Annotated in this window: 18 protein-coding genes and 1 pseudogene; 3 read left to right on the top strand and 16 right to left on the bottom strand. The window is 69.7% G+C overall.

Going from position 1 to position 22688, the window contains the following annotated elements:
* A partial coding sequence (gene rpsP / locus ABDW21_RS00210; protein ID WP_343709900.1) for a 30S ribosomal protein S16 occupies positions 1-483 on the bottom strand: 483 nt, incomplete at its 3' end.
* Positions 484-713: 230 nt separating this feature from the next.
* Positions 714-1133 carry a nuclear transport factor 2 family protein gene (locus tag ABDW21_RS00205; protein ID WP_343599306.1) on the bottom strand — a complete coding sequence of 140 codons (420 nt, stop codon included), beginning with the start codon at positions 1131-1133 and terminating at the stop codon, positions 714-716.
* Between the two features lie 20 nt (positions 1134-1153).
* On the opposite strand from ABDW21_RS00205, the gene ABDW21_RS00200 reads away from it, so the two are divergent.
* A complete protein-coding gene (locus ABDW21_RS00200; protein WP_343599308.1) occupies positions 1154-2029 on the top strand; it encodes a D-alanyl-D-alanine carboxypeptidase family protein in 876 nt (291 codons plus the stop codon).
* 9 nt (positions 2030-2038) lie between these two features.
* Here ABDW21_RS00200 and ABDW21_RS00195 read toward each other — a convergent pair whose 3' ends face one another.
* The 4 genes from ABDW21_RS00195 to ffh all read right to left on the bottom strand — a co-directional run bounded on the left by ABDW21_RS00195 (position 2039) and on the right by ffh (position 7196).
* Positions 2039-2641: a TetR/AcrR family transcriptional regulator gene (locus ABDW21_RS00195; protein ID WP_343599310.1), complete on the bottom strand. Its 603-nt coding sequence runs from the start codon at positions 2639-2641 to the stop codon at positions 2039-2041.
* A 1-nt stretch (position 2642) separates the two neighbouring features.
* On the bottom strand, positions 2643-4424 hold the full coding sequence (locus tag ABDW21_RS00190) for an amidohydrolase family protein (RefSeq protein ID WP_343599312.1): 1782 nt from the start codon (positions 4422-4424) through the stop codon (positions 2643-2645).
* A gap of 158 nt (positions 4425-4582) precedes the next feature.
* Positions 4583-5650 carry an amidohydrolase family protein gene (locus ABDW21_RS00185; protein WP_343599314.1) on the bottom strand — a complete coding sequence of 356 codons (1068 nt, stop codon included), beginning with the start codon at positions 5648-5650 and terminating at the stop codon, positions 4583-4585.
* Positions 5651-5663: 13 nt separating this feature from the next.
* Complete coding sequence (gene ffh / locus ABDW21_RS00180; RefSeq protein WP_343599316.1) at positions 5664-7196, bottom strand: signal recognition particle protein; 1533 nt, start codon at positions 7194-7196, stop codon at positions 5664-5666.
* Positions 7197-7550: 354 nt separating this feature from the next.
* On the opposite strand from ffh, the gene ABDW21_RS00175 reads away from it, so the two are divergent.
* The gene (locus ABDW21_RS00175) at positions 7551-8429 is read left to right on the top strand and encodes a PE domain-containing protein (RefSeq protein WP_343599318.1); all 879 of its coding nucleotides are present in this window, start codon (positions 7551-7553) and stop codon (positions 8427-8429) included.
* 112 nt (positions 8430-8541) lie between these two features.
* The gene (locus tag ABDW21_RS00170) at positions 8542-9741 is read left to right on the top strand and encodes a PPE family protein (RefSeq protein ID WP_343709899.1); all 1200 of its coding nucleotides are present in this window, start codon (positions 8542-8544) and stop codon (positions 9739-9741) included.
* Here the strand turns inward: ABDW21_RS00170 and ABDW21_RS00165 are convergent.
* From ABDW21_RS00165 to sepIVA, 10 genes and pseudogenes are all read right to left on the bottom strand, one after another.
* Positions 9696-12185, bottom strand: a complete 2490-nt coding sequence (locus tag ABDW21_RS00165; protein ID WP_343599322.1) for a [protein-PII] uridylyltransferase — start codon at positions 12183-12185, stop codon at positions 9696-9698. The genes ABDW21_RS00170 and ABDW21_RS00165 overlap by 46 nt on opposite strands.
* Before the next feature lie 25 nt (positions 12186-12210).
* Positions 12211-12549 (bottom strand): P-II family nitrogen regulator, encoded by a 339-nt coding sequence (locus ABDW21_RS00160; RefSeq protein ID WP_343599323.1) that lies wholly within the window; start codon positions 12547-12549, stop codon positions 12211-12213.
* On the bottom strand, positions 12488-13930 hold the full coding sequence (locus ABDW21_RS00155) for an ammonium transporter (RefSeq protein WP_343599325.1): 1443 nt from the start codon (positions 13928-13930) through the stop codon (positions 12488-12490). Before ABDW21_RS00155 ends, ABDW21_RS00160 begins: the two co-directional genes overlap by 62 nt.
* A 153-nt stretch (positions 13931-14083) precedes the next feature.
* A complete protein-coding gene (gene ftsY, locus ABDW21_RS00150) occupies positions 14084-15331 on the bottom strand; it encodes a signal recognition particle-docking protein FtsY (RefSeq protein WP_343599327.1) in 1248 nt (415 codons plus the stop codon).
* A gap of 284 nt (positions 15332-15615) precedes the next feature.
* Complete coding sequence (gene smc / locus ABDW21_RS00145) at positions 15616-19221, bottom strand: chromosome segregation protein SMC (protein ID WP_343599359.1); 3606 nt, start codon at positions 19219-19221, stop codon at positions 15616-15618.
* Between the two features lie 138 nt (positions 19222-19359).
* Positions 19360-19632: pseudogene (locus tag ABDW21_RS00140) on the bottom strand (OsmC family peroxiredoxin); the annotation flags it as partial.
* Between the two features lie 79 nt (positions 19633-19711).
* Complete coding sequence (gene mutM, locus ABDW21_RS00135) at positions 19712-20557, bottom strand: bifunctional DNA-formamidopyrimidine glycosylase/DNA-(apurinic or apyrimidinic site) lyase (RefSeq protein WP_343599329.1); 846 nt, start codon at positions 20555-20557, stop codon at positions 19712-19714.
* On the bottom strand, positions 20558-21259 hold the full coding sequence (gene rnc, locus ABDW21_RS00130; protein ID WP_343599331.1) for a ribonuclease III: 702 nt from the start codon (positions 21257-21259) through the stop codon (positions 20558-20560).
* Positions 21256-21843: a DUF177 domain-containing protein gene (locus ABDW21_RS00125; RefSeq protein ID WP_343599333.1), complete on the bottom strand. Its 588-nt coding sequence runs from the start codon at positions 21841-21843 to the stop codon at positions 21256-21258. The genes rnc and ABDW21_RS00125 overlap by 4 nt, the downstream gene beginning before the upstream one ends.
* Before the next feature lie 32 nt (positions 21844-21875).
* Complete coding sequence (gene sepIVA, locus ABDW21_RS00120; protein WP_343599335.1) at positions 21876-22613, bottom strand: cell division protein SepIVA; 738 nt, start codon at positions 22611-22613, stop codon at positions 21876-21878.
* Positions 22614-22688: the final 75 nt, after the last annotated feature.

Below are 22688 nucleotides of genomic sequence, written 5' to 3'. Positions count from 1 at the left end.
CTCGGCGGCTTTGTCGGGCTGGGCTTTGTCGGGCTGGGCTTTCTCGGACTGGGCCGACTCGGCGGCTTTCTCGGGCTGGGCGGCTTTCCTGGCCGGCGCCTTCTTCTTCTTCGGTGTCGCGGCCTCGGTCGTCGGGGTGCCCTCGGCGGCGGCCAGCGCGGCGTTGAACAGCTCCAGCTTGCTCGGCTTGGGCTCGGCGAGCTTCAACCTGCCCTCGGCGCCGGGCAGCCCTTTGAACTTCTGCCAGTCACCGGTGATCTTCAGCAACTTCAGGACGGGTTCGGTGGGCTGAGCGCCGGCGGACAGCCAGTACTGCGCCCGCTCGGAGTCGACCTCGATGAGGCTCGGCTCTTCCTTGGGGTGATAGCGGCCGATGATCTCGATCGCGCGACCGTCGCGCCGGGTCCGGGCGTCGGCGACAGCGATGCGGTACTGCGGGTTGCGGATCTTGCCGAGCCGGGTCAGCTTGATCTTGACAGCCATGAGGCGCTCCTACGGGTGTCACGCTGCAATTCAGCGATCCGGGCGGGATGCCGGGATCCGGTTTTGCCTTGCGTGGGTGACCGCCGGGCAACACTCGAGGGGCGCAGTCGCGCGGCGGACAGCCGCTCATTGTGCCAGAGCACGGTCGGGCGGTGGAAATCCGGCCGCGAGCTGGGCGGCCTGCCTCGCCGAGCGGCACGCCGGCGTGGCGGTCAGCGCCGGGCGGCGCGTCACGGGCGCCGGTCGAAGCACTTGGTCTCGACGCGGCGGCTCATCCGCCAGCCGTCGGCGGTGCGCACGAACTCGTCGTCGTACCACAGCCCCAGCAGCATCGTGGCCGGTGTCGCGCCGCCGAAAACCATTGGGTTGAAGCAGAACGTCCGCGCGGTCGCGGTGTCGCCGTCGACCCGGATCGACGGCAGGCCCAGCATGTGGGCGTAGCTGGCGAAGTTCGGCAACACCTCCGCCAGCCAGGCCTTCACCTGCGGGTAGCGGCCTACGATGCCGTCGAACGCGCTGTAATCGATGTACGCGTCCGGGGTGAACACGGTGTCGAGGTCGTCGAATCGACGCAGATCGATCGCGCTCGAGTAATCCACCAACAGCTGCTGGATTTCCCACCGGTCGGAGATTTCGGCCTGGGTCAACATGCCCGATAGGCTAACCGCCCATGCGGAGGATCCTCGCAGCCGTGGCGGCTCTGCTCGCGGTCATCGGCGGCAGCGCGACGGCCGGGGCCGACACCAGCGTGCAACCCGTCGGCTCGGTGCCCATCCCGGACGGGCCCGCACCGACCTGGATCGTCGCCGATCTGGACAGCGGTCAGGTGTTGGCGGCCCGGGACGCCGACGTGGCCCACCCACCGGCCAGCACGATCAAGGTGCTGCTGGCGTTGGTGGCACTCGACGAGCTGAGCCTGGAGTCCACCGTGGTCGCCGACCAGTCCGACACCGCGGTCGAGTGCAACTGCGTGGGCGTCAAAGCGGGCCGCACCTACACCGCCCGCCAGCTGCTGGACGGCCTGCTGCTGGTCTCGGGCAACGACGCCGCCGACACCCTGGCGCACATGCTGGGCGGTCAACAGGCCACCGTCGCCAAGATGAACGCCAAGGCAGCCGCGCTGGGCGCGACGAGCACCCGGGCGCCCAGCCCGTCGGGCCTGGACGGGCCGGACGGGCCGGGGCTGACCACGCCGCACGACCTTGCGGTCATCTTCCGCGCGGCGCTGGCCAACCCGGTGTTCGCCCAGATCACCGCCGAGCCGTCGGCCCCGTTCCCGGCGGGCCCCGGCGACGACGACCGCCAGATCGTCAACCAGGACGAGTTGCTGTACCGCTATCCCGGTGCCCTCGGCGGCAAGACCGGCTTCACCGACGCGGCGCGCAAGACGTTCGTCGGCGCGGCTGCCCGCGACGGCCGCCGGCTGGTGGTCGCCATGATGTACGGGCTGGTGCACGAGGGCGGGCCGACCTACTGGGACCAGGCCGCCAGCCTGCTCGACTGGGGTTTCGCCCTCCCCCCGCAGTCGGCCGTCGGCACGCTGTAGGACAGCCGGTCATCGGGCCGGGGTCGCCGCGAGGGTGCTCAGCAGCGACATCAGCAGCGGGATGCGCTGCGCCTCGATCTCCGGTTGCGGCAGCACGGCCCGCACCAGCGCCGCCCCGTCGAAGACGTTGGTCATCGTGGCCACCAGAGCGGGGAAGACCTCCTCGGGAAAGCTGTCAGCGCCGGGCAGTGCCCGGGCCGTGTCGTGAATCTTCGAGCCGTACTCGGCAAGGACGTCGCGCAGCGTGGCCCGGAGCTTGTCGTCGGTGCGCGCGGCGACCATCAGCTCGTAGAGCACCGCGTTGGTGTAGTTGCCGCTGATGTCGCCCAGGATGGTCAGCGCCGCTGCCAGATCCGTCCGGCCGGTGGGCAACCGGGCCACCCGTGTGCTGAATTCGTCGAGCTGACGGCGCAGCACCTCGCGCGCGGTGGCCGCCATGAAGTCGCCCACGGTGTCGAAGTGGCGAAACAAGGCGCCGTCGGACACGTTGGCGCGCTTGGTGATTGCTGCCGCAGAGGCGCGCGCGTAGCCCACCTCGGCGATGGTCGCGATGCTGGCGTCGAGCAGTCGCGCAACGGTCTGCTCGCGGCGCTGCCGCTGCGTTCTGGGCATCTCACACACCGACGCCGGCCGGCCGGCGGTCACCGGCCCGCAGGAAACGTCCCGACTTCGCCGTCGTTGCGTAGCCGTCGCGGAACCGGCCGTCGCGGAACACCACCGCGCCGCCCACGCCGGTCGCGACGACGGCGGCGTCGTTGCGGTTCACCATGCGACGCAAGCCCCCGTAGAACGGCACCGGTTCCTCGTGGTAGCCGTCCACCGAGTCGTCGAGTCCCGCGGGATCGATCACCGCGAAGTCCGCCCGGTCGCCGCGGCGCAGCGTGCCGGCGTCGAGTCCGAACCAGTCGGCCACCTCGGCGGTCAGCCGGTATACGGCCCGGTGCAGGCTCAGGAACGGCGCGCCTGCCCGCTCCGCGTCGAGTGTGCGCTTGAGCAGCCGCAGACCGTAGTTGTAGAAGGCCATGTTGCGCAGATGCGCCCCGGCGTCGGAGAACCCCATGTGCACGCTGGGCTCGGCGGCCAGCTTGTCGAGCTGCTTGGTCCGGTGGTTGGCGACGACGGTGGTCCAGCGGACGTTGCGTTCGCCGTTGTCGACGAGCACGTCGAGGAACGCGTCCAGCGGGTGCAGACCGCGTTCGTCGGCGATCTGCCCGAAGCTCTTGCCGACCAGGGCCGTTTCAGGACATTCGACGATCACCGCGTCGTGAAAGTCGCGGTGCCACAACGTCGGGCCCAGCTTCTTGCGGTCGAATTCACGCCGGAACTCCCGGCGGTAGGCCGTGTCGGCCAGTAACGTGTTGCGCTGCAGTTGATCACGCAGATGCAGTGCTGCGGTGCCCGCACCGAACTCCTCGAACACCGGCAGATCGATTCCGTCCGAGTACAACTCGAAGGGCACCGGGAGGTGCTGGAAGCGCACGCTGGCGCCCAGTACGGCGTTGAGCAGCCGAGTGGCCGGACCGAAGACGCCGGCCGCGCCCGGCATCGACTTGGCGTCCGCCGACACCAGCAGGCTCATCCGAACTGGGTCGCGGTGGCCGAAGATCGTGCTGCTGCACAGGAAGAACAGCAGACCCGACAACGGTTTGGCGACGTCGGGGGCGCTCTGCAGAATCCGGCCGCGCCTGCGCAGCACCGCGATCAGCCTGCGCCGCTCGCGCCAGGTGGCGAACGTCGACGGCAGCGCGCGCGAGCGATAGCGTTCGCCGTCGAGCTTGTCGATCGCGGAATCCATTCCCGACATGCCGAGCAGGCCGGCGTCGAGCGCCTGATCCAGCATGGCCGCCATCGCGTCGAGTTCGGCGTCGGTCGGCCGCACGTGGTCGTCGGTGGCGCGGCCCAGCCCCAATACCGCGGTCCGCAGATCCGAATGGCCGAGCAGCGAGCCGACGTTGGGGCCCAGCGGCAGAGCATCAAGGGCCGCAACGTATCCGGCGGGATCAGACCAGCTCTTCTTGGCTTCCAGCGCGCCCAGCACGAACTCGCGCGGCACCGCCTCGACCCGGCTGAACAGGTCGGCGACATCCGCGGAGCCGGCGTAGACCGTCGACAGCGAGCAGTTGCCCAGCAGCACCGTGGTGACACCGTGCCGCACCGATTCGCGCAAGCCGGGATCGAGCAGCACCTCGGCGTCGTAGTGGGTGTGCACGTCGATGAAACCGGGCATGACCCAGCGGCCCGCCGCGTCGATCACCTCGGGGCTGCCGGTCTCGTCCAGCGGCCCGGCCGACACAGCGGACACCACGCCGTCGCGAATGCCCAACGTGCGCACCTGCGGCGGGGCGCCGGTGCCGTCGAACCACAACCCGTCCCGCAGGATCACGTCGTAGGTCATTGATCTCTCCAGTCGGTGGGGATCTCTCCAGTCGGTGGGGATCTCTCCAGTCGGTGGGGATCTCTCCAGTCGGTCGGGGACCACCGCAGCCTACCAAACGTTAGTGAGTGGTCACAATCTTTTTTTCCCGGTCGGCGGCCGGCGCCAGATGCGCCCGGTCAGAACATCCGCCCCCGCAGAACGATCACGTCCGGCCGGTTCAGCACGGCCGCGCCGTGGCGCGGGTCGCCGGTGTAGCACAACAGGTCGGCCGATGCCCCGTGCTCCAGGCCCGGCCGCCCCAGCCAGCGGCGCGCGTCCCAGGACGCCGCGCCCAGCGCCCGGACCGGGCTCATCCCGATGTCCTTGAGAGCCTCGACCTCGTCGGCGATGCGTCCGTGCGCGATCCCCCCGCCGGCGTCGGTGCCGGCGTAGATCGGCACGCCGGCCTCGCGGGCCGCGGCGATGCGCTGCCGGGCCCGGGCATGCAGGGCGCGCATGTGGGCGGCGTAGGTCGGGTAGCGGTCCGCCGAGTCAGCGATCCGGGGGAAATTGTCGACGTTGATCAGGGTGGGAACCACAGCGGTGCCATGGGCCACCATCAGCTCGATGGTGTCGTCGGTGAGCCCGGAACCGTGCTCGATGCAGTCGATGCCAGCGGTGATCAGCCCGGGCAGCGCGTCCTCGCCGAACACGTGTGCGGTGACCCGCGCGCCATGGGCGTGGGCGGTGTCGATCGCCGCACGCAGCACGTCGTCGGGCCACAGCGGAGCCAGATCGCCGACGTCGCGGTCGATCCAGTCGCCGACCAGCTTGACCCAGCCGTCGCCGCGGCGCGCCTGCTCGGCCACCGCCGCCGGAAGCTGGGACTCGTCCTCCACGTCGATCGGCAGGCCGGCAATGTAGCGCTTGGGCCGGGCCAGGTGCCGGCCGGCCCGGATGATGCGCGGCAGATCGTGGTGATCGTCGAGGCTGCGGGTGTCGATCGGCGAGCCGCAGTCGCGCAGCAGCAGGGCCCCGGCGTCGCGTTCGGTTTCGGCCTGCCCGACGGCCGTGTCGAGATCGACCGCGCCGCCCGGGCCGAGTCCGACGTGGCAGTGCGCGTCGACCAGTCCGGGAATGATCCAGCCGCCCGCGAAGACGGTGTCGGCGCCGGCAACCGGTTGCAGGCTGATCTGCCCGTCGGCGATCCACAGGTCGATAGCCGTTCCGTCGGGTAAGCTGCGGCCGCTCAGATGCAGTGCCACGTGGAGCCGAAAGTTACTTGCTACCAGGAAATTTCAGCTGGGAAAGGTCGAAGTCGACCAGCCCGGGCGGAAGTTCGTCGAGGCCCTCGGGCATCTGCGACAGGTCGGGGAAACCGGCCGGCAGCCCGGCCGGGGTGCGCCTGGGTGGCGTCGGCCCGCGCTTCTTGCCCTTTTTGCCTTTGCCGCCCTTCGCTTTTCGCGACGACGACTTGCGCCCGAAACCGGGCAGCCCCATGCCGCCCATCATCGACGACATCATCTTGCGGGCCTCGAAGAAGCGGTCGACGAGCTGGTTGACCTCCGACACGCTGACCCCGGAGCCGTTGGCGATGCGCAGCCGTCGCGAGGCGTTGATGATCTTCGGGTCGGCCCGCTCGGCCGGCGTCATGCCGCGGATGATGGCCTGCAGCCGGTCGAGTTGGCGGTCGTCGACGGCGGCCAGCGCGTCTTTCATCTGGCCGGCGCCGGGCAGCATGCCCAGCAGGTTGCCGATCGGCCCCATCTTGCGGAGGGCGAGCATCTGCTCCAGGAAGTCCTCCAGCGTCAGCTCGCCGGAGCCGATCTTGGCGGCGGCGGCCTCGGCCTGCTTCGCGTCGAAGACCTGCTCGGCCTGCTCGATCAGGCTCAGCACGTCGCCCATGCCCAGGATGCGACTGGCCATCCGGTCCGGGTGGAAGACGTCGAAGTCTTCCAGCTTCTCCCCGGTGGACGCGAAAAGGATTGGCGCACCGGTGACTTCGCGCACCGACAGCGCGGCGCCGCCGCGGGCGTCGCCGTCGAGCTTGGTGAGCACCACCCCGGTGAAGCCGACGCCCTCGCGAAACGCCCCGGCGGTGGTGACGGCGTCCTGGCCGATCATCGCGTCCAGGACGAACAGCACCTCGTCGGGGTCGACGGCCGCGCGGATGGCCGCGGCCTGGGCCATCATCTCGTCGTCGATCCCGAGGCGCCCGGCGGTGTCGACGATCACGACGTCGAAGTGTTTGGCCTTCGCCTCGGCGAGGCCCTGGGCCGCGACGGCGACCGGGTCGCCGGGGCCCGAGTCGGGTGAGGCGCCCGGGTGCGGCGCGAACACCGGGACCCCGGCGCGTTCACCGACGACCCGCAGCTGGTTGACGGCCGCGGGCCGTTGCAGGTCGCAGGCCACCAGCAGCGGCGTGTGGCCCTGGCTGCGCAGCCAGGCGGCCAGCTTGCCGGCCAGCGTGGTCTTGCCGGAGCCTTGCAGGCCGGCCAGCATCACCACGGTCGGCGGTGTCTTGGCGAACGCCAGCGGGCGGGTCTGACCGCCCAGGATGCCGACGAGCTCCTCGTTGACGATCTTGACGACCTGCTGCGCCGGGTTCAGCGCGCCGGACACCTCCGCGCCCTTGGCGCGCTCCTTGACCCGGCCGACGAACCCACGCACCACCGGCAGCGACACGTCGGCTTCCAGCAGCGCCAGCCGAATCTCACGGGTGGTGGCGTCGATGTCGGCGTCGGTCAGCCGGCCCTTGCCGCGCAGCCCCTGCAGGGCACCGGTCAGCCGGTCGGACAGCGATTCGAACACGCCGCCCAGCGTAGTGGCGATCGCAAGCGCGGCGAAGCCGGGCGCCATCGAGCGTCGAAGTTAATAGGTGTCAGCGGCCGGGTTCTTACCTGGGCACTGGGCAATAATGTAATCGGGATGTTAACGAAATCTAACTGTTAATGGCTCGAGTCGGGAATTTTAAAGCGAGATTTCCAACTCCTCACAGGCGGTCTAATTTCGTTAAGATTCCAGGTAGAACCGTTAAAAGACGGTTATCGCACCGCACTCTTGCCCAAAGGTCCGGCAGCCTTGTGGACGTGCAGTCGGGTAGGTCCACTCTGCTACAGCGGGCCACCCAATTTTTCCGACGGGCGTCCTTGTGAGGAGAACTCCATGTCTTTTGTGACCACACGGCCTGAAGCACTGCTCGCAGCCGCGAGCAAGTTGGAAACCATCGGCTCGGCAATGGCCGCCCAGAACGCCGCCGCGGCCGCCACAACCACTGGCGTGATACCCGCGGCCGCCGATCAAGTGTCAGTGCTGCAGGCGTCGCTTTTCTCCGCGTACGGCCACCTGTACCAACATATCAGCGCTAACGCCAAGGTGATTAACGAGATGATCGTGAAGACGCTCGATACCAGCGCGGATTCGTATGACGCCTCCGAAACCGCCAACTCGGCCGCGGCGGATTCGTCCGGTTCAGGCCTCGGCGGACTCCTCGGTTCGCTGTTTGGGTCTAGCTCATCGTCAAGTTCGTCGAGTCTCACGGGGATACTCGGAAACACTGGGCCCTTGGGTTTGTCCGGGAGCCTGGGGAACATGACGAACATTGGAATCGGGAACTTCGCCGCCGGATTTTCCGACATGCTCGCGCTTGCAGGCGGCGGTCTTCTCGATGCTCCCGCGGCGGGCGTCGCCGATTTGGGCGGCTTGGCGGGCATTAGCGGAGCGGCGCTGGCGGGCGAGGTAGGGCCAGCGGGCCCGGCCGGCTTCGGTGCGATGCCGGTGTCGGCGGCAGTGAGTCAGGCGTCGTCGATCGGGGGGTTGTCTGTGCCGCCGAGTTGGGCCGGGGAAGTGGTGCCGGCGTCGAGCACTGCCCCGACGACGCTGGCGGGCGCAGGATCGACCACCGCGGCCCCGCAAAGCACGCCGGTGGCAACCATGCCGGCCGGGATGCCGTCGGTGGCATCGGCCGGACGCGGAGGGTTCGGCTTCGGGGCGCCACGCTACGGCGTCAAGCCCATAGTGATGCCCAAGCCGGCGGTCGGCTAAGCAATCGGACGGCGAGTTAGACAGCGTTGGAATCGGTTACAAGGTTGGAATCGGTTACAAGGTTGGAATCGGTTACAAGGTTGGAATCGGTTACAAGGACGGGATTACAGAAATGGATTTCGGAGCACTACCCCCAGAGATCAACTCCGGACTGATGTACGCGGGCCCGGGATCGGGCCCTATGATGGCCGCCGCGGGAACATGGAACAGCCTGGCCGCCGAGTTGACCACTACTGCGTCTTCGTATGAGTCGGTGATCTCGCAGCTGAACGGCGAGGAGTGGCTGGGGCCGACCTCGGCGTCGATGGCCGCCGCGGTCGCGCCCTACATAGGGTGGATGAACGCCACCGCTGCCGCCGCTCAGCAAGCAGCCAACCAGGCCATGGCTTCTGCGGCCGCTTTTGAGGCCGCGTTTGCGATGACAGTGCCCCCGCCGGTGATCGCCGCCAACAGGGCCGCGCTCGCGGCGCTGGTAGCGGCGAACATCCTGGGGCAGAACACCCCGGCGATTCTGGCCAACGAGGCCATTTACGCAGAGATGTGGGCCCAAGACGCCGCCGCCATGTACGGCTATGCGGCCTCCTCGGCGAGCGCGGGAACATTGCAGCCGTTGAGCTCCCCGGCGCCGATCACCAACCCGTCGGGCATCGCCGCCCAAGCTGCCGCGGTCAGTGGGGCCAGCACGGGCGGCCTGCAGACGGAGCTGTCACAGGTGATCTCCGGCTTACCTCACGCGATGGGAAGCCTCGCCTCACCACTGGCAAGCGCGTCCGGCGCGTCGGGACTCACCGGAGCCCTGAACTCCATAAACAGCTTCTTCGGCATCCCGTTCGTGCAGGAAATCGTCAATAACACCGTGTATAGCGCGGGTTGGTGGATCCCGATGTCCATCAGCTCCGGGGTGACGTTCGGACACGCCTTTGCCGCCATAGCCCCAATATCAGCTGTCGGCGGCGCCGGCACGCTCGGCGCAGGCCTGGCCGGAGGATCGGTTCTGGCCGGTTCGGCGGGGACGGCAGGGCTTGGCGGCCTCGCCGGCGCGCCGGTGTTGGCCGGCCTGGGCTCGGCCTCGTCGATCGGCGGGTTGTCGGTGCCGGCCGGTTGGTCCGCCGCCACCCCGGCGGAGATAGCTCCTGCGACATTGGCGGGCACCGGTTGGACCGCCGCGGCCGACGAAGCAGGTGCAGTGTCCACCGTGCCCGCCGGGGTGGGGATGCCGGTAGGAGCCGCAGCCGGGCGCGGGGGCTTCGGTTTGGGTGCGCCGCGCTACGGCTTCAAGCCGATCGTGATGCCTAAGCAGGTGGTCGTCTGATGCGCGGCGACGCCCAGCGTGACGAATAAGTCCCGCGCGATCGCCTCACTGATAGCGGAGCTGTCCCCGCTGGGCAACTCAACGCAGAACACATCGTCGACCATCAACCCCAGCGTGATGACTTTTGCCCAGACGATGTCGACTCCGGCGCACTCAAGCGCCTTGGAGAGTCGCGCGAGCAGTCCGGCGCGGTCGATGGCGCGGATTTCGACGATCAGCCGGCCAGGCGTGCTGTCGAACCACAAAATTCGCGGCGGGGTATCGGAGCCGTGGACCGGTACTCCGGTCGGCACGTCACCTGGCGGGGTGGGGTGGGGAGCACAGTCGCGCAGCTCCAGCATGCCCAAGACGTCGAGATCGCCGCTCAGCGCGCCGACGAACTGCTGACGCAGCAGGTCGGCGGCGGCCGGCGAACCGAACAGCGGCGACACCACGAATTCGTTGATCGCGACACCGTCGTGAATGTTCACCGAGGCCGAATGCACTCGCAGCGAGTTCAGCGCCAGTACGCCGGCGGCTTTGGACAGCAGGCCGCGTCGGTCCGGGGCGATCATGGCCACGTGATACGTCCGCGAACCGCTGCCGTGTCCTACCTCGACATGCACCCCGCGGTCGGCCACCAGCGAGAGGTATTCGGGGCGGATCGGGTCGGCTTTCGGTAGCGGCTCACCGGCCATCACCAGTCGGCAACGCCGCACCAGGTCGCCCACCAACGACGCCTTCCAGTCGCTCCACACCCCGGGGCCCGTGGCCAACGCATCGGCTTCGGTCAGCGCGTGCAGCACCTCGAGGACAAGCGGATCTCCGTCAAGCGCTGTGGCGACGGCGGCAATCGTTTCCGGCTCGTCGAGGTCTTGGCGAGTGGCCACTTTGGCCAACAACAGGTGGTGTGCCACCAGTTTCGACAGCATCTCGACGTCTGACGGCCACATCCCCAGCCTGCTACCGATTCGAGTGGCCAACTGCGCTCCGATGCGGCTGTGATCGCCTCCCCGGCCCTTCCCGATGTCGTGCAGCAGCGCGGCCACCAACAGCAGATCGGGGCGGGCCACCCGGGTGGTGAAACTGCTTGCCCGGGCCACGGTTTCGACCAGATGACGATCCACCGTCCAGATATGCACGACGTCGTGTGGCGGAAGATCGCGAACGGCGTCCCATTCCGGGAACAGCCGGCCCCACAGCCCGGTGCGGTCGAGCGCCTCGATGATCGCCACCGCGGTCGGGCCGGCGGCAAGCACCACCAGCAAGTCGTCGAGCGCCTCGCCCGGCCACGGCGTGGGCAGGTCGGCTGCGGTCTCGGCCAAACAGCTCAGCGTGGATGCCGCGATGGGCAGCTCGGTCCTGGCCGCGGCGGCGGCCACCCGCAACACCAGAGCGGGATCGCGTTCCGGCCGCGCCCCTGAAAAACCCCTGCGAGCCAACACGATTTCCCCGGCGTACTCGACCACGCCCTCATCCAACGGGCGACGCAACCGAGGCCGTGCGATCGACATGCCGCGCCGCGGCAACGCGTTGGCGGCCGTCCGCAACCCGGCGTCGACGGAAAAGCTGATGGTGCGAGCCGCATCCGACAACTTCCGCGCCAGGTCGTACCGGTCGCCGGCGTCCAGCGCGGCGCTGATCTCGTCGGCATACTGGGCCATCAGCAGGTCATGCCCACGGCCGGAGACGCGATGCAACTCGGTGCGGACGTCGAGCATCGTGACGAAAGCGTCGCGCAGCGAACCTGCTGTCGGGTTTTCCGGCCGGCGGACGGTCAGTCGGTCCGCCAGTCGGTCGGCCAGCTGGGCTGCGGCCAGTGCGTCGAGCAACTGGACGTCCCGCAGGCCGCCGCGGCCGCATTTGAGGTCGGGTTCGGCGCGGTGAGCGATCTCGCCGCTGCGCCGCCAACGCGAATGCGTCGCTTCGACCAGTTCGCCGAACCGGGAAGCGATTCCGGCCCGCCACTGCCCCCGCACGCCGGCGACAAGCGCCGCCGACAGCTGCTCGTCTCCGGCGATGTGGCGTGCGTCCAGCAGCGCCAGGCCGGCCGACATGTCGGCGTCGGCGACCCGCAGAGTCCCCTCGACGGTGCGCACGCTGTGGTCAAGGCGAATGTTGGCGTCCCACAGCGGATACCACAGCTGATCTGCCACGTGCGCGACGACGTCGGCGGGCATGTCGTCGTGCAGCAGCAACAGATCCACGTCGGAGTGCGGCGGCAGTTCGCGACGTCCCAGTGAACCGGTTGCGACGATGGCGAAACCGCGGCCGGACGTGATGCCGATCTCGGCCGCTTTGTCGGCCAGCCAGGATTCGTGCAGCTGTCCCCACGCCTCGCGCAGCCCCGCCGCATCCAGTCGGCCACCACCTTCGGCCAGCAGCGCTTGCCGTGCGGCAACTAAATCCGTTGCGGCACAGTGATTTTCCTCTGCTGGGTAAACCGGCGACCCGGATGAGCTCATCGCAGTTCAGATCGGCACGGCCACGTCATATGGCGTCGGTGCCGCGTTCGCCGGTGCGCACCCGAACAACGGTGTCCACCGGGGTGACCCAGACTTTGCCGTCGCCGATCTTGCCGGTGTGTGCCGCCCGCACGATGCCGTCGAGGACTTTGTCCGCGGCGAAGTCGTCGACCAGAACCTCGATCCGCACCTTCGGCACGAAGTCGACCGAATACTCAGCACCGCGGTACACCTCGGTGTGCCCCTTCTGCCGCCCGTAACCCCGGACCTCGCTGACCGTCATCCCCAGCACGCCGGCGTCCTCAAGGCTGGACTTGATGTCTTCCAGCGTGAACGGCTTGACGATCGCGGTAATCAGCTTCATGTTTTCTTTCCCCTTCACCCGGGAGTGCCAGAACCGAAGTGCCGACGACCGCGAGGTCGTACCCGCTCTCAGCGTGCTGAGCTTCGTCGATACCCGCGGCTTCGTCCTCCGCGCCCAGGCGCAGCCCGATGGTGTACTTCACGGCCAGAGCCAAGATAGCGGTGAGCGCCGCCGAATAGGTAAGAACGCTGAAGGCGCCGATCGACTGCCTCCCCAGTTGAGCGAACCCGCCGCCGTAGAGCAGCCCGGGCGACACGCCGTCGACCCCGGCGATTGCGACGGTCTCCGGCGCCGCGAACAGGCCGACCAGCAGGGTGCCCGCCAGGCCGCCGACCAGATGCACCCCGACCACGTCGAGCGAGTCGTCGAAGCCGAGCCGGTATTTCAGGCTTACCGCCAACGCGCACACGACTCCGGCGACCGCGCCGATCGCCAGTGCGCCCACGACGTTGACCGACGAACACGACGGCGTGATGGCAACCAAGCCGGCCACGATGCCCGACGCCGCGCCCAGCGAGGTGGCGTGCCCGTCCCGGACACGCTCGGTGAGCAACCAGCCGAGCATGGCGGCCGCAGTAGCGATCGTGGTGGTGACGAACGTCGACCCCGCCGCCCCGTTTGCGCTGCCGGCCGAACCGGCGTTGAACCCGTACCAGCCGAACCACAGCAGTCCGGCGCCGAGCATGACGAAGGGCAAATTGTGCGGGCGCATCGGCGTTTTGGGCCAGCCCTGGCGCTTTCCGAGGATGATCGCCAGGATCAGGGCGGCGACGCCGGCGTTGATATGGACGGCGGTCCCCCCGGCGAAGTCGATGGCATGCAGCTTGTTGGCGATCCAGCCGCCGTGGGCCGAGACGACACCGTCGAAGTCGAAGACCCAGTGGGCGACCGGAAAGTAGACGACGGTGACCCACAGTCCGGCGATGAGCATCCAGCTGCCGAACTTCAACCGGTCCGCCACCGCGCCGGAGATCAGCGCCACCGTGATGATCGCGAACATCAGCTGAAACGCCACGAACACGGTTTGCGGCACGCTGCCGGCCAGCGGGATCTCAACCGCCGGGGTCGAGCCGCCCGGACCGGCCGGGACGGCGTTGACACCGATGAGGCCCTTCAGGCCAAAGTATTCGGCCGGGTTGCCGGCGACGTTGCCGACGTCATCGCCGAAGGCCAGCGAATAGCCGTAGAGCACCCACAACACGGTCACCACGCCCATCGCGCTGATGCTCATCATGATCATGTTCAGCACGCTCTTGGCGCGGACCATGCCGCCGTAGAAAAACGCCAGCCCCGGCGTCATCAACAGCACCAGCGTCGAGCTGGTCAGCATCCAGGCGGTGTCGCCGGTGTTCGGCACGCCCATCGTCGGGAAATGCTCCACGCGCGCTGACCTCCTTCGGCGCCAGGCCATTACGGGGCAGGGAACAGCGACCGCCCGGTGCCAAGACCCTGGACAGACCTTGCGCAATGGTTGTTTCCAACGACGGCACCGCCGGATTTCGCCCCGGTTACGGAGCGCTCACGCGGAGCCGGGTCAGCCGAGCAGCGCGTCGACGAAAGCGGCCGGTTCGAACGGCGCGAGGTCGTCGGGCCCCTCCCCGAGCCCGACCATCTTCACCGGCACGCCCAGTTCCTGCTGGACCCGAAACACGATGCCGCCCTTGGCGGTTCCGTCCAGCTTGGTCAGCACCGCACCGGTGATGTCGACCACCTCGGCGAACACCTTCGCCTGCGCCAGCCCGTTCTGACCGATGGTGGCGTCGAGCACCAGCAGCACCTCGTCGACGGCGGCGCGTTTGCTCACCACACGTTTGACCTTGCCGAGTTCGTCCATCAGCCCGGTTTTGGTGTGCAGCCGGCCGGCGGTGTCGATGACGACGACGTCGGCGCCGGCGGCGATGCCCTTGTCGACGGCGTCGAACGCGACCGCGGCAGGGTCGGCGCCCTCTGCTCCGCGCACCACGTCGGCGCCTACCCGGGAGGCCCAGGTCTGCAGTTGGTCGGCGGCGGCGGCCCGGAAGGTGTCGGCGGCGCCCAGCACGACACGGCGGCCGTCGGCGACCAGCACGCGGGCCAGCTTGCCGACGGTGGTGGTCTTGCCGGTTCCGTTCACCCCGACGACCAGCAGCACCGCCGGGTGGTCGGGGTGCGGCAGCGCGCGGACCGAGCGGTCCAGGTCGGGGCGCAGCTCGTTGACCAGCACCTCGCGTAGCACCGCCCGGGCGTCGGCCTGGGTGCGCACGTTTCTGCCGGCCAGTTCGCTGCGCAGCTGCGCGACCACCGACGCCGTCGCCGCCGGACCCAGGTCGGCGACCAGCAGGGTGTCCTCGACGTCCTGCCAGGAGTCCTCGTCGAGGTCACCGCCGCCGAGCAGGCCCAGCATGCTGCGGCCGAGGGTGTTCTGTGATTTCGCGAGCCGGCCGCGCAGCCGTTCCAGCCGGCCCTCCGGTGGCGCGATGGCCTCGATTTCCGTTGTCGCCGTGGCAGTATCGGGTTCGGGCAGTTCGATGTCGGTGATCGTGCGCTTGGGTGCGTCGCGCGGGATGGCCGCGTCATCCCCGACACCGGGAAACCCGGTGGTGTCCAGTCGCTGCGTTTGGGTGAAGGTTTGGGTGAAGGTAATGCCCGACGCGGCGGCGTAGCCGCCGGAGCGGTCGGGGGCCTGCTCGGGCGCCGCCAGGCTGATCCGGCGCGCGCGGTAGCGGACGAGGCCGAAGCTCAGTGCGGTGGCGACCAGCAGTGCGGCGGCGACCGCGATCGCGATCCAGAGACCTTGAGGCACCGCGCCATTGTTCCAGGGTCGCGAGACGCAGCCGAGCGGCCCCTGACACGGGCGGGGTGCGACGCTCTGGCCGAGTGACTGGGCCTCAGGAGTCTCAACAACCACAGCAGTCGCCAGCCGGAGGACACATATCTGCTCCGGGTTGATATCGCGGGCGATATCGCGTTCGCATCGACGCAGGAAACGCCCGCCTGTGATATCGCATGCGCCATCGCTTTGCAGCACCATGTCATGGTCGGGAGCCGGTGCAGGTGTGGCTACCGGTGCTGTTGAGCCATGCCGGTCTATCCCGGTGTGCCGACCAGCTGCTCGACGGCCTGGCCGCGCATCCGCTGCGAGATCACCGCGCTGATGCCGTCGTCGCGCATGGTCACCCCGTACAGCGCGTCGGCCACCTCCATGGTCGGCTTCTGGTGGGTGATGACGATCAGCTGAGACTGCGCCCGCAGCTGCTCGAACAGCCCGAGCAGGCGGCGCAGGTTGACGTCGTCGAGCGCGGCCTCCACCTCGTCCATGATGTAGAACGGCGACGGGCGGGCCCGGAAGATCGCGACCAGCATCGCCACCGCGGTCAGCGCCTTCTCGCCGCCGGACAGCAGCGACAGCCGCTTGATGTTCTTGCCGGGCGGACGGGCCTCGACCTCGATGCCGGTGGTCAGCATGTCGTCGGGGTCGGTGAGCCGCAGCCGGCCTTCCCCGCCCGGGAACAGGGTGGCGAACACCTCGCGGAACTCGCGTTCCACATCGGTGTAGGCGTCGGTGAATACCTGCAGGATGCGGTCGTCGACGTCGGCGATGACGCCGAGCAGGTCCCTGCGGGCGGCCTTGACATCCTCCAGCTGGGTGGACAGGAAGTTGTAGCGCTCCTCCAGGGCGGCGAACTCCTCCAGCGCCAGCGGATTGACCCGGCCCAGTTCGGCCAGCTCCCGTTCGGCTCGCTTGGCGCGGCGCTCCTGGGTGGGCCGGTCGAACGGCATCGGCGTGGGTGCGCTGACCTGTTCGCCGCGTTCGCGGGCCTGTTCGTACTCGGCGACCTCGAGCTCGGTGGGCGGCAACGGCACGTCCGGACCGTATTCGGCGACCAGGTCCGCCGGCGCCATCCCGAACTGTTCGAGCACTGTCTGCTCGAGCTGTTCGAGACGCAGCGCCGCCTGCGCCTTAGCCAGCTCGTCGCGGTGCAGCGACTCGGTGAGCGCGGCGAGTCGGGCGTTCAGCGCGCTCACCTCGTCGCGGACCGCCGCCATCGCGGCGGCGCGTTGCCGGCGTTGCGCGCCCAGCGCGTCGCGGTCGCCCGCGGCGGCGGCGACCACCTGGTCCAGCCTTGCCGCCAGCAGCCGCCCGGAGTCGGCGACCGCGGCGGCGACCGCGGCGGCGTGCTCGCGCGCGGCGCGGGCCTGCTGGGCGCGCAGTCGCGCCTCCCGCTCGGCGGTGGCCGCGCGGCGTAACGAATCCGCCTGCCCGCGAACAACATCGGCACGCTCCTCGGCGGTGCGCACCGCCAGCCGCGCCTCGACCTCGGCGCCGCGCGCGGCCTCCACCCCGGCCCGGGCGGCGTCGATCTCCTGCTGGTCGGCCGGCCCGGCCGCGGAAATCTGCGGCGCCTCGGCGTTATGCAGCCGGGCCTCCAGCTCGCCCAGCTCGTCGAGGGCCGCGGCGCGGCCGGCCTCCAACTCGTTGCGTTGCCCCAGCAGCCTGTGCCACTCCTCCTCGGCGCTGCGCGCGTCCTGGCCGAGCCGCCCCAGCTGCTCGTAGATCGCCGCGATGGCCACGTCGGATTCGTTGAGCGCGGCCAGCGCCTGCTCGGCGGCGTCCTGGCGGGCGGCCTGTTCGGTCAGCGCGCCGGACAGCGCCGCGGCCAGCCGGCCGGCCTGCGCCTCGGCGGCGGCCAGCTCGGCGCGGGCCTTGTCGATCTCGCTGGCGATCTCCAGCGTCGACGGTTTGCGGTCCGACCCGCCGCTGAGCCAGCCGGCGCCCACCAGGTCGCCGTCCAGGGTGACCGCCCGCAGCCGAGGCTGTGCGGCCACCAGGTCCAACGCCGCCGCCAGGTCGGCGACCACCGCGACCCCCGACAGCATCGCTGTCATCGCCCCGCGCAGTCGAGCTGGCACCTCGACGAGGTCTAGGGCCCAGTGGCCGCCGTCGACCGGGGCGCCGGCCGGCGCGTCGTCGGGGGCAGGCCAGTCGCCCAGCACGATGGCGGCGCGGCCGCCGTCGGCCTGCTTGAGTGCGACGACCGCCGAGCGGGCCGCGCCGAAGCTCTCGGCGGCCACCGCGTCGGCGGCCGCACCGAGTGCCGCCGCCAGCGCCGTCTCGTAGCCCGACCGCACCCTGACCAGCTTGGCGATAGTCCCGAAAACCCCCGCATCACGACGGTTTTCGGCCAGCCACGCGGTACCGTCCTTGCGGTCCAGCCCGACGGCCAACGCCTCGATGCGAGACCGCAACGACGCGACCTGGCGTTCGGCGCTGCGCTCGGCGGCCTGCAGTTCGGCGACGCGCTCGTCGGCAAGACGCAACGCCGCCACCATCCGCTCGTGGTGCTCGTCGAGACCGACTTCGCTCTGGTCGAGTTCGCCGACCCGGCCCTGCACCGTCTCGAAATCGGCCCGGGCCTGCTGGGCGCGGGCGGCGGCCCCCTCGATGCGCTGCGACAGCGTGGCAACGCTGTCGTCGATCGACTCGACCCGGGCGCGCATGGTCTCCACCTGGCCGGCCAGCCGGGCCAGGCCCTCGCGCCGGTCGGCCTCGGCGCGGACGGCCGCCAGGTGCGCCTGCTCGGCGTCGGCGGCGCCGCGTTCACGGTGGTCCAGCTCCGCCCGGGCGGCCTCCAGCCGGGTCCGTGCCGCGGCCAGCTCGGTCAGCAGCCACTGCTCGGCGTCGGCCACCCGCTGGGCCTCGGCCTCCAGCGCATCCGGGTCGGCGCCGCCGGTGGCGGCCGGCTCGACATCGAGATGCATCGCCCGCTCGCGGGCGATGCGCACCGTGGCGCTGACTCGTTCGGCGAGTGCGGACAACGCGAACCAGGTCTGCTGCACCGACTCGGCCCGCTGCGCGAGCTCGGCCGACGCCGCCTCGTGGTCGGCGAGCACGTCGGAGGCCACCGCCAGCCGGCCGGCGACCTCGTCATGCTCGCGGCGCAGCGTCGCCTCGACGTCGGCGGTTCCGGCCAGTTCGGCCTGCCGGGTGACGACGTCGGCGGCGGCCAGCCGCAGCCGGGCGTCGCGCAGGTCGGCCTGGATGGTGGCCGCCCGGCGGGCCATGTCGGCCTGCCGGCCCAACGGTTTGAGCTGGCGACGCAGCTCGGTGGTCAGGTCGGTGAGGCGGGCCAGGTTGGCGGCCATCGCGTCCAGTTTGCGGACGGCCTTGTCTTTGCGTTTGCGGTGCTTGAGCACGCCGGCGGCTTCTTCGATGAACGCCCGGCGATCCTCGGGCCGCGACGCCAAGATCTCCTCCAGCTTGCCCTGCCCGACGATGACGTGCATCTCGCGGCCGATCCCGGAGTCGCTCAGCAGCTCCTGGACGTCCATCAAACGGCAACTGGCGCCGTTGATTTCGTATTCGCTGGCGCCGTCGCGGAACATCCGGCGGGTGATCGACACCTCGGCGTACTCGATCGGCAGCGCGTGGTCGGCGTTGTCGACGGTGACGGTGACTTCGGCGCGGCCCAGCGGCGGCCGCGAGCTGGTTCCGGCGAAGATGACGTCTTCCATCTTGCCGCCGCGCAACGTCTTGGCGCCCTGCTCCCCCATCACCCAGGCCAGGGCGTCGACCACGTTGGATTTGCCCGAGCCGTTGGGGCCGACCACGCAGGTGATGCCCGGCTCGAAGCGCAGAGTCGTCGGCGCGGCGAAGGACTTGAAGCCCTTCAACGTCAGACTCTTCAGGTGCACGTGGCGCAGACTACCGCTCGGTGAAGCCGTCGATCGTTTCGCCGCGCTGCGACCAGTCGGCAACGACCTGCAGCCGCCCGTGCACCCGGGCGGTGCGCCGGACGTCAGGTTCGGCCATCGGCGACCTCGGCCATCGGGGACATCGAACGTCTCCTCCAGCAGCGGATAGCGCTCCTGATCGCGGTCGGCGGCACCGGACACCCGGATGGTGGCCGTGTCGTCGTCGCCGAGGCGGCGGGCCAGCGGGTGGTCGGTGGCCATTGCGCTGCACGCCGCGAGCGCGATCTTGAGCAGCTCGCCTGGGGTGAAGACGCCGTCGACGTCCTCGGAGCCGACCAGCACCTGAGCGCCCCGGGAGCTGCGCCCGGTGTCGCGGCGAACCCCGGTGCGTTGTACCCACAGTTGCGTCATGGGCTCATTCTGCGCCGAGATTGAACTCAGGCAGCGAACGTGCGAGCTTAGCGGCCTGCGTGGGTTCAATCTCAGCGGGTCATCGCCGCGGTCGGCGCTGGCAGCGCGGACAGTAGTACGACGAGCGGTTCATGAACTTCTCCCGGCGGATCGCCGCGCCGCACCGCCGGCAGGGCCGGTCGGCCTGGCCGTAGGCGTTCAGCGAGCGGTCGAAGTAGCCGGACTGACCGTTGACGTTGACGTACAGCGAATCGAACGACGTGCCGCCCTGGGCCAACGCGTCACGCATCACATCGGCGGCCGCCGCCAGCACCGCCGCCAGCTGCCGGCGGGTCAGCCTGGCCGCGATGCGGGAGCCGTGCAGCTGCGCCCGCCACAGCGCCTCGTCGGCGTAGATGTTGCCGATCCCCGACACCACCGTCTGGTCGAGCAGCTGGCGTTTGATCTCGGAATGCTTGCGGCGCAACACGTTGACCACGGCGTCCGCGTCGAAGCGCGAGTCCAGCGGATCGCGGGCCAGGTGCGCGACCGGCGCCGGCAGCACGCTGCCGTCGACGGTGACCAGATCGGCCAGCAGCCACCCGCCGAAGGTGCGCTGGTCGACGAAGCTCAGCGCGGTGCCGTCGTCGAGCAGGGCGGCGATGCGCACATGGTCGGCGCGGGGAACGGGGCCGAGCAGCATCTGCCCGCTCATCCCGAGGTGGACCACCAGCGCCTCATCCCCGAGGACCAGCCACAGGTACTTGCCGCGCCGGCCGGTGCCGCTGATCCGCGCGCCCAGCAGCCGTGCCGTCAGGTCGGCGGGGCCGGCTTGGTGGCGGCGCACCGCGCGCAGGTGGTGCACCCGCACCGCGGTGATGGTCTTGCCGGCCACGTGCGCGGCCAGGCCGCGCCGCACCACCTCGACCTCGGGCAGCTCGGGCATCTAGCCGGGCGTTCCCCCGGTCAGGGCGCTGTCCAGGGTGGTGTAGGCCGCGGCCGCGGCCTTCTGCTCGGCTTCCTTTTTGGATCGGCCCACCCCGGACCCGTATTCGGTGTCGTTGACGACGACGGCGGCGGTGAACTCCTTGTCGTGGTCCGGGCCGGTCGAGGTGACCAGGTATGACGGTGCGCCCAGGCCGCGGGCGGCGGTCAGCTCCTGCAGGCTGGTCTTCCAGTCCAGGCCGGCGCCCAGCGTGGGCGCGGTCTCGAGCAGCGAGCCGAACAATCGGAGAATGACTCCGCGGGTGACCTCCATGCCGTGGTGCAGGTAGATCGCGCCCAGCAGAGACTCCATCCCGTCGGCAAGGATGCTGGACTTGTCGAATCCGCCGGTGTTGACCTCGCCCCGCCCCAGCAGCAGGTGCGCGCCGAGTCCGTCGTCGGTCAGGCCGCGGGCGACGTCGGCCAGAGCCGTGGTGTTGACGACGCTCGCACGCAGCTTGGCCAGGTCCCCCTCGGAGCGGTCCGGGTGGCGGCGAAAAAGCTCGTCGGTGATGGTCAGCCCGAGGACCGCGTCGCCGAGGAACTCCAACCGCTCGTTGGTGGGCAGGCCGCCGTGCTCGTAGGCGTAGCTGCGGTGCGTCAACGCCATGGTGAACAACTCGTCGGGCAGGTCGACGCCGAGCGCGTCGAGAAGGTCGCTCACGTCGGTGACCCGGGCTGGGGTGGCACCATCCCGGCGAGCCGGGCCCAGCGCGGGTCGATGTGGTCGTGGCGATGCCCGGGCTCGGCGGCGGCCAACGCCACCCCGCAGTCCAGGCACAGCCCCGGGCAGTCCGCCCGGCACACCGGCGCGAACGGCAGCTCCAGTCCGACCGCGTCGATGATGGGCTGCTCGAGGTCGACGACGTCGTCGACGACCCGGCCGAGCTCGTCGGCGTCGGTGGCGCTGTCGGCGAGGGCGCTGTCGGCGAGGGCGCTGTCGGGGTAGGCGAACAGTTCGGTGAGACCGACCTGCACGCGCCCGATGATCGGCGTCAGACACCGGGCGCACTCACCGGCGGTGGGCGCGTCCAGCGTCCCGGTCACCAGCACACCTTCAGACACCGACTCGACCCGAAGGTCCAACTCCAACGGGGAACCGGGCTCGATCGCGATCAGGTCCAGCCCGATCCGGGACGGGCTGGGCACCGTTTCGCGTACCGAGAACGTCGCTCCCGGCCGTCGCCCCAACCGGCTGATCGTGACCGTCAACGGCGAACGCGCGGTGGGGCCGTGCTGCCGTGGCATGCCCGCAATTCTACGGGCGGCCCGTCCTGCGCTTAACGCGTCGCATAGTCGTGGGTGCCGGCCGCGGTGCGCAGCTGGTGGCGCCCGCGGTTCACCGAGCGCAGCGTCCCGTTGAGGAACTCCTCGAACTCGGCCAGCTTGGAGTCGACGTAGATGTCGCATTCGCCGCGCAGCCGGTCGGCTTCGGCGTGCGCCGAGTCGATGAGTCGGGTGGCTTCGGCGGTGGCCGAGTTCACGATCTCGGTCTGCGACACCAGGCGCTGTTGCTCTTTGATGCCTTCTTGGACGGCTTTCTCGTAGGAGATGTTGCCGTTCTCGACGAGCCGGTCGCTTTCGGCCTTGGCGCGCCCGGTGGTGGCTTCGTAGTCGCGTTTGGCCGCCGCCGCGATGCGGGCCGCCTCGTCGCGCGCCTCGGCGACCATCTGCTGGCTGTGCTGGTGAGCCTCGGCGACCATCCGGTCGGCCTGTGACTTGGCGTCGGACAACAACCGGTCGGCTTCGACGCGGGCGTGGTTGAGCAGCGACTCTGCCTCCGTGGTCGCCGAGGACACCATGGAGTCGGCATGCATCTTGGCGTCGTGCAGCAGCGAGTCGCGGGTGTCCAGCACGTCCTGCGCGTCGTCCAGTTCGCCGGGAATGGCATCCTTGATGTCATCGATCAGCTCGAGCACGTCGCCGCGGGGCACCACACATCCGGCCGTCATCGGCACGCCGCGGGCTTCCTCGACAATGGCGCCCAGTTCGTCGAGCGCTTCAAAAACTCGGTACACGGCTTGCACCTCTCCGGCATCGTTGTTGTTACCAGTGTGCCTGGTGTTACGTCTGTGACCGTGCTGCGCTGTCGG

Source organism: Mycobacterium sp. (assembly GCF_039583805.1).
Taxonomy (GTDB): domain Bacteria; phylum Actinomycetota; class Actinomycetes; order Mycobacteriales; family Mycobacteriaceae; genus Mycobacterium.
The sequence above is the reverse complement of the archived record's forward strand: the minus strand, read 5'-3'. Positions and strand labels throughout refer to the sequence as shown.

What these genes read in the sequence shown, in the direction of transcription:
- ABDW21_RS00205 (WP_343599306.1), bottom strand. Translation starts at nt 1,133, where the DNA reads ATGTTGACCCAGGCCGAAATCTCCGACCGGTGGGAAATCCAGCAGCTG.
- ABDW21_RS00200 (WP_343599308.1), top strand. Translation starts at nt 1,154, where the DNA reads ATGCGGAGGATCCTCGCAGCCGTGGCGGCTCTGCTCGCGGTCATCGGC.
- ABDW21_RS00195 (WP_343599310.1), bottom strand. Translation starts at nt 2,641, where the DNA reads ATGCCCAGAACGCAGCGGCAGCGCCGCGAGCAGACCGTTGCGCGACTG.
- ABDW21_RS00190 (WP_343599312.1), bottom strand. Translation starts at nt 4,424, where the DNA reads ATGACCTACGACGTGATCCTGCGGGACGGGTTGTGGTTCGACGGCACC.
- ABDW21_RS00175 (WP_343599318.1), top strand. Translation starts at nt 7,551, where the DNA reads ATGTCTTTTGTGACCACACGGCCTGAAGCACTGCTCGCAGCCGCGAGC.
- ABDW21_RS00170 (WP_343709899.1), top strand. Translation starts at nt 8,542, where the DNA reads ATGGATTTCGGAGCACTACCCCCAGAGATCAACTCCGGACTGATGTAC.
- ABDW21_RS00165 (WP_343599322.1), bottom strand. Translation starts at nt 12,185, where the DNA reads ATGAGCTCATCCGGGTCGCCGGTTTACCCAGCAGAGGAAAATCACTGT.
- ABDW21_RS00160 (WP_343599323.1), bottom strand. Translation starts at nt 12,549, where the DNA reads ATGAAGCTGATTACCGCGATCGTCAAGCCGTTCACGCTGGAAGACATC.
- mutM (WP_343599329.1), bottom strand. Translation starts at nt 20,557, where the DNA reads ATGCCCGAGCTGCCCGAGGTCGAGGTGGTGCGGCGCGGCCTGGCCGCG.
- ABDW21_RS00125 (WP_343599333.1), bottom strand. Translation starts at nt 21,843, where the DNA reads ATGCCACGGCAGCACGGCCCCACCGCGCGTTCGCCGTTGACGGTCACG.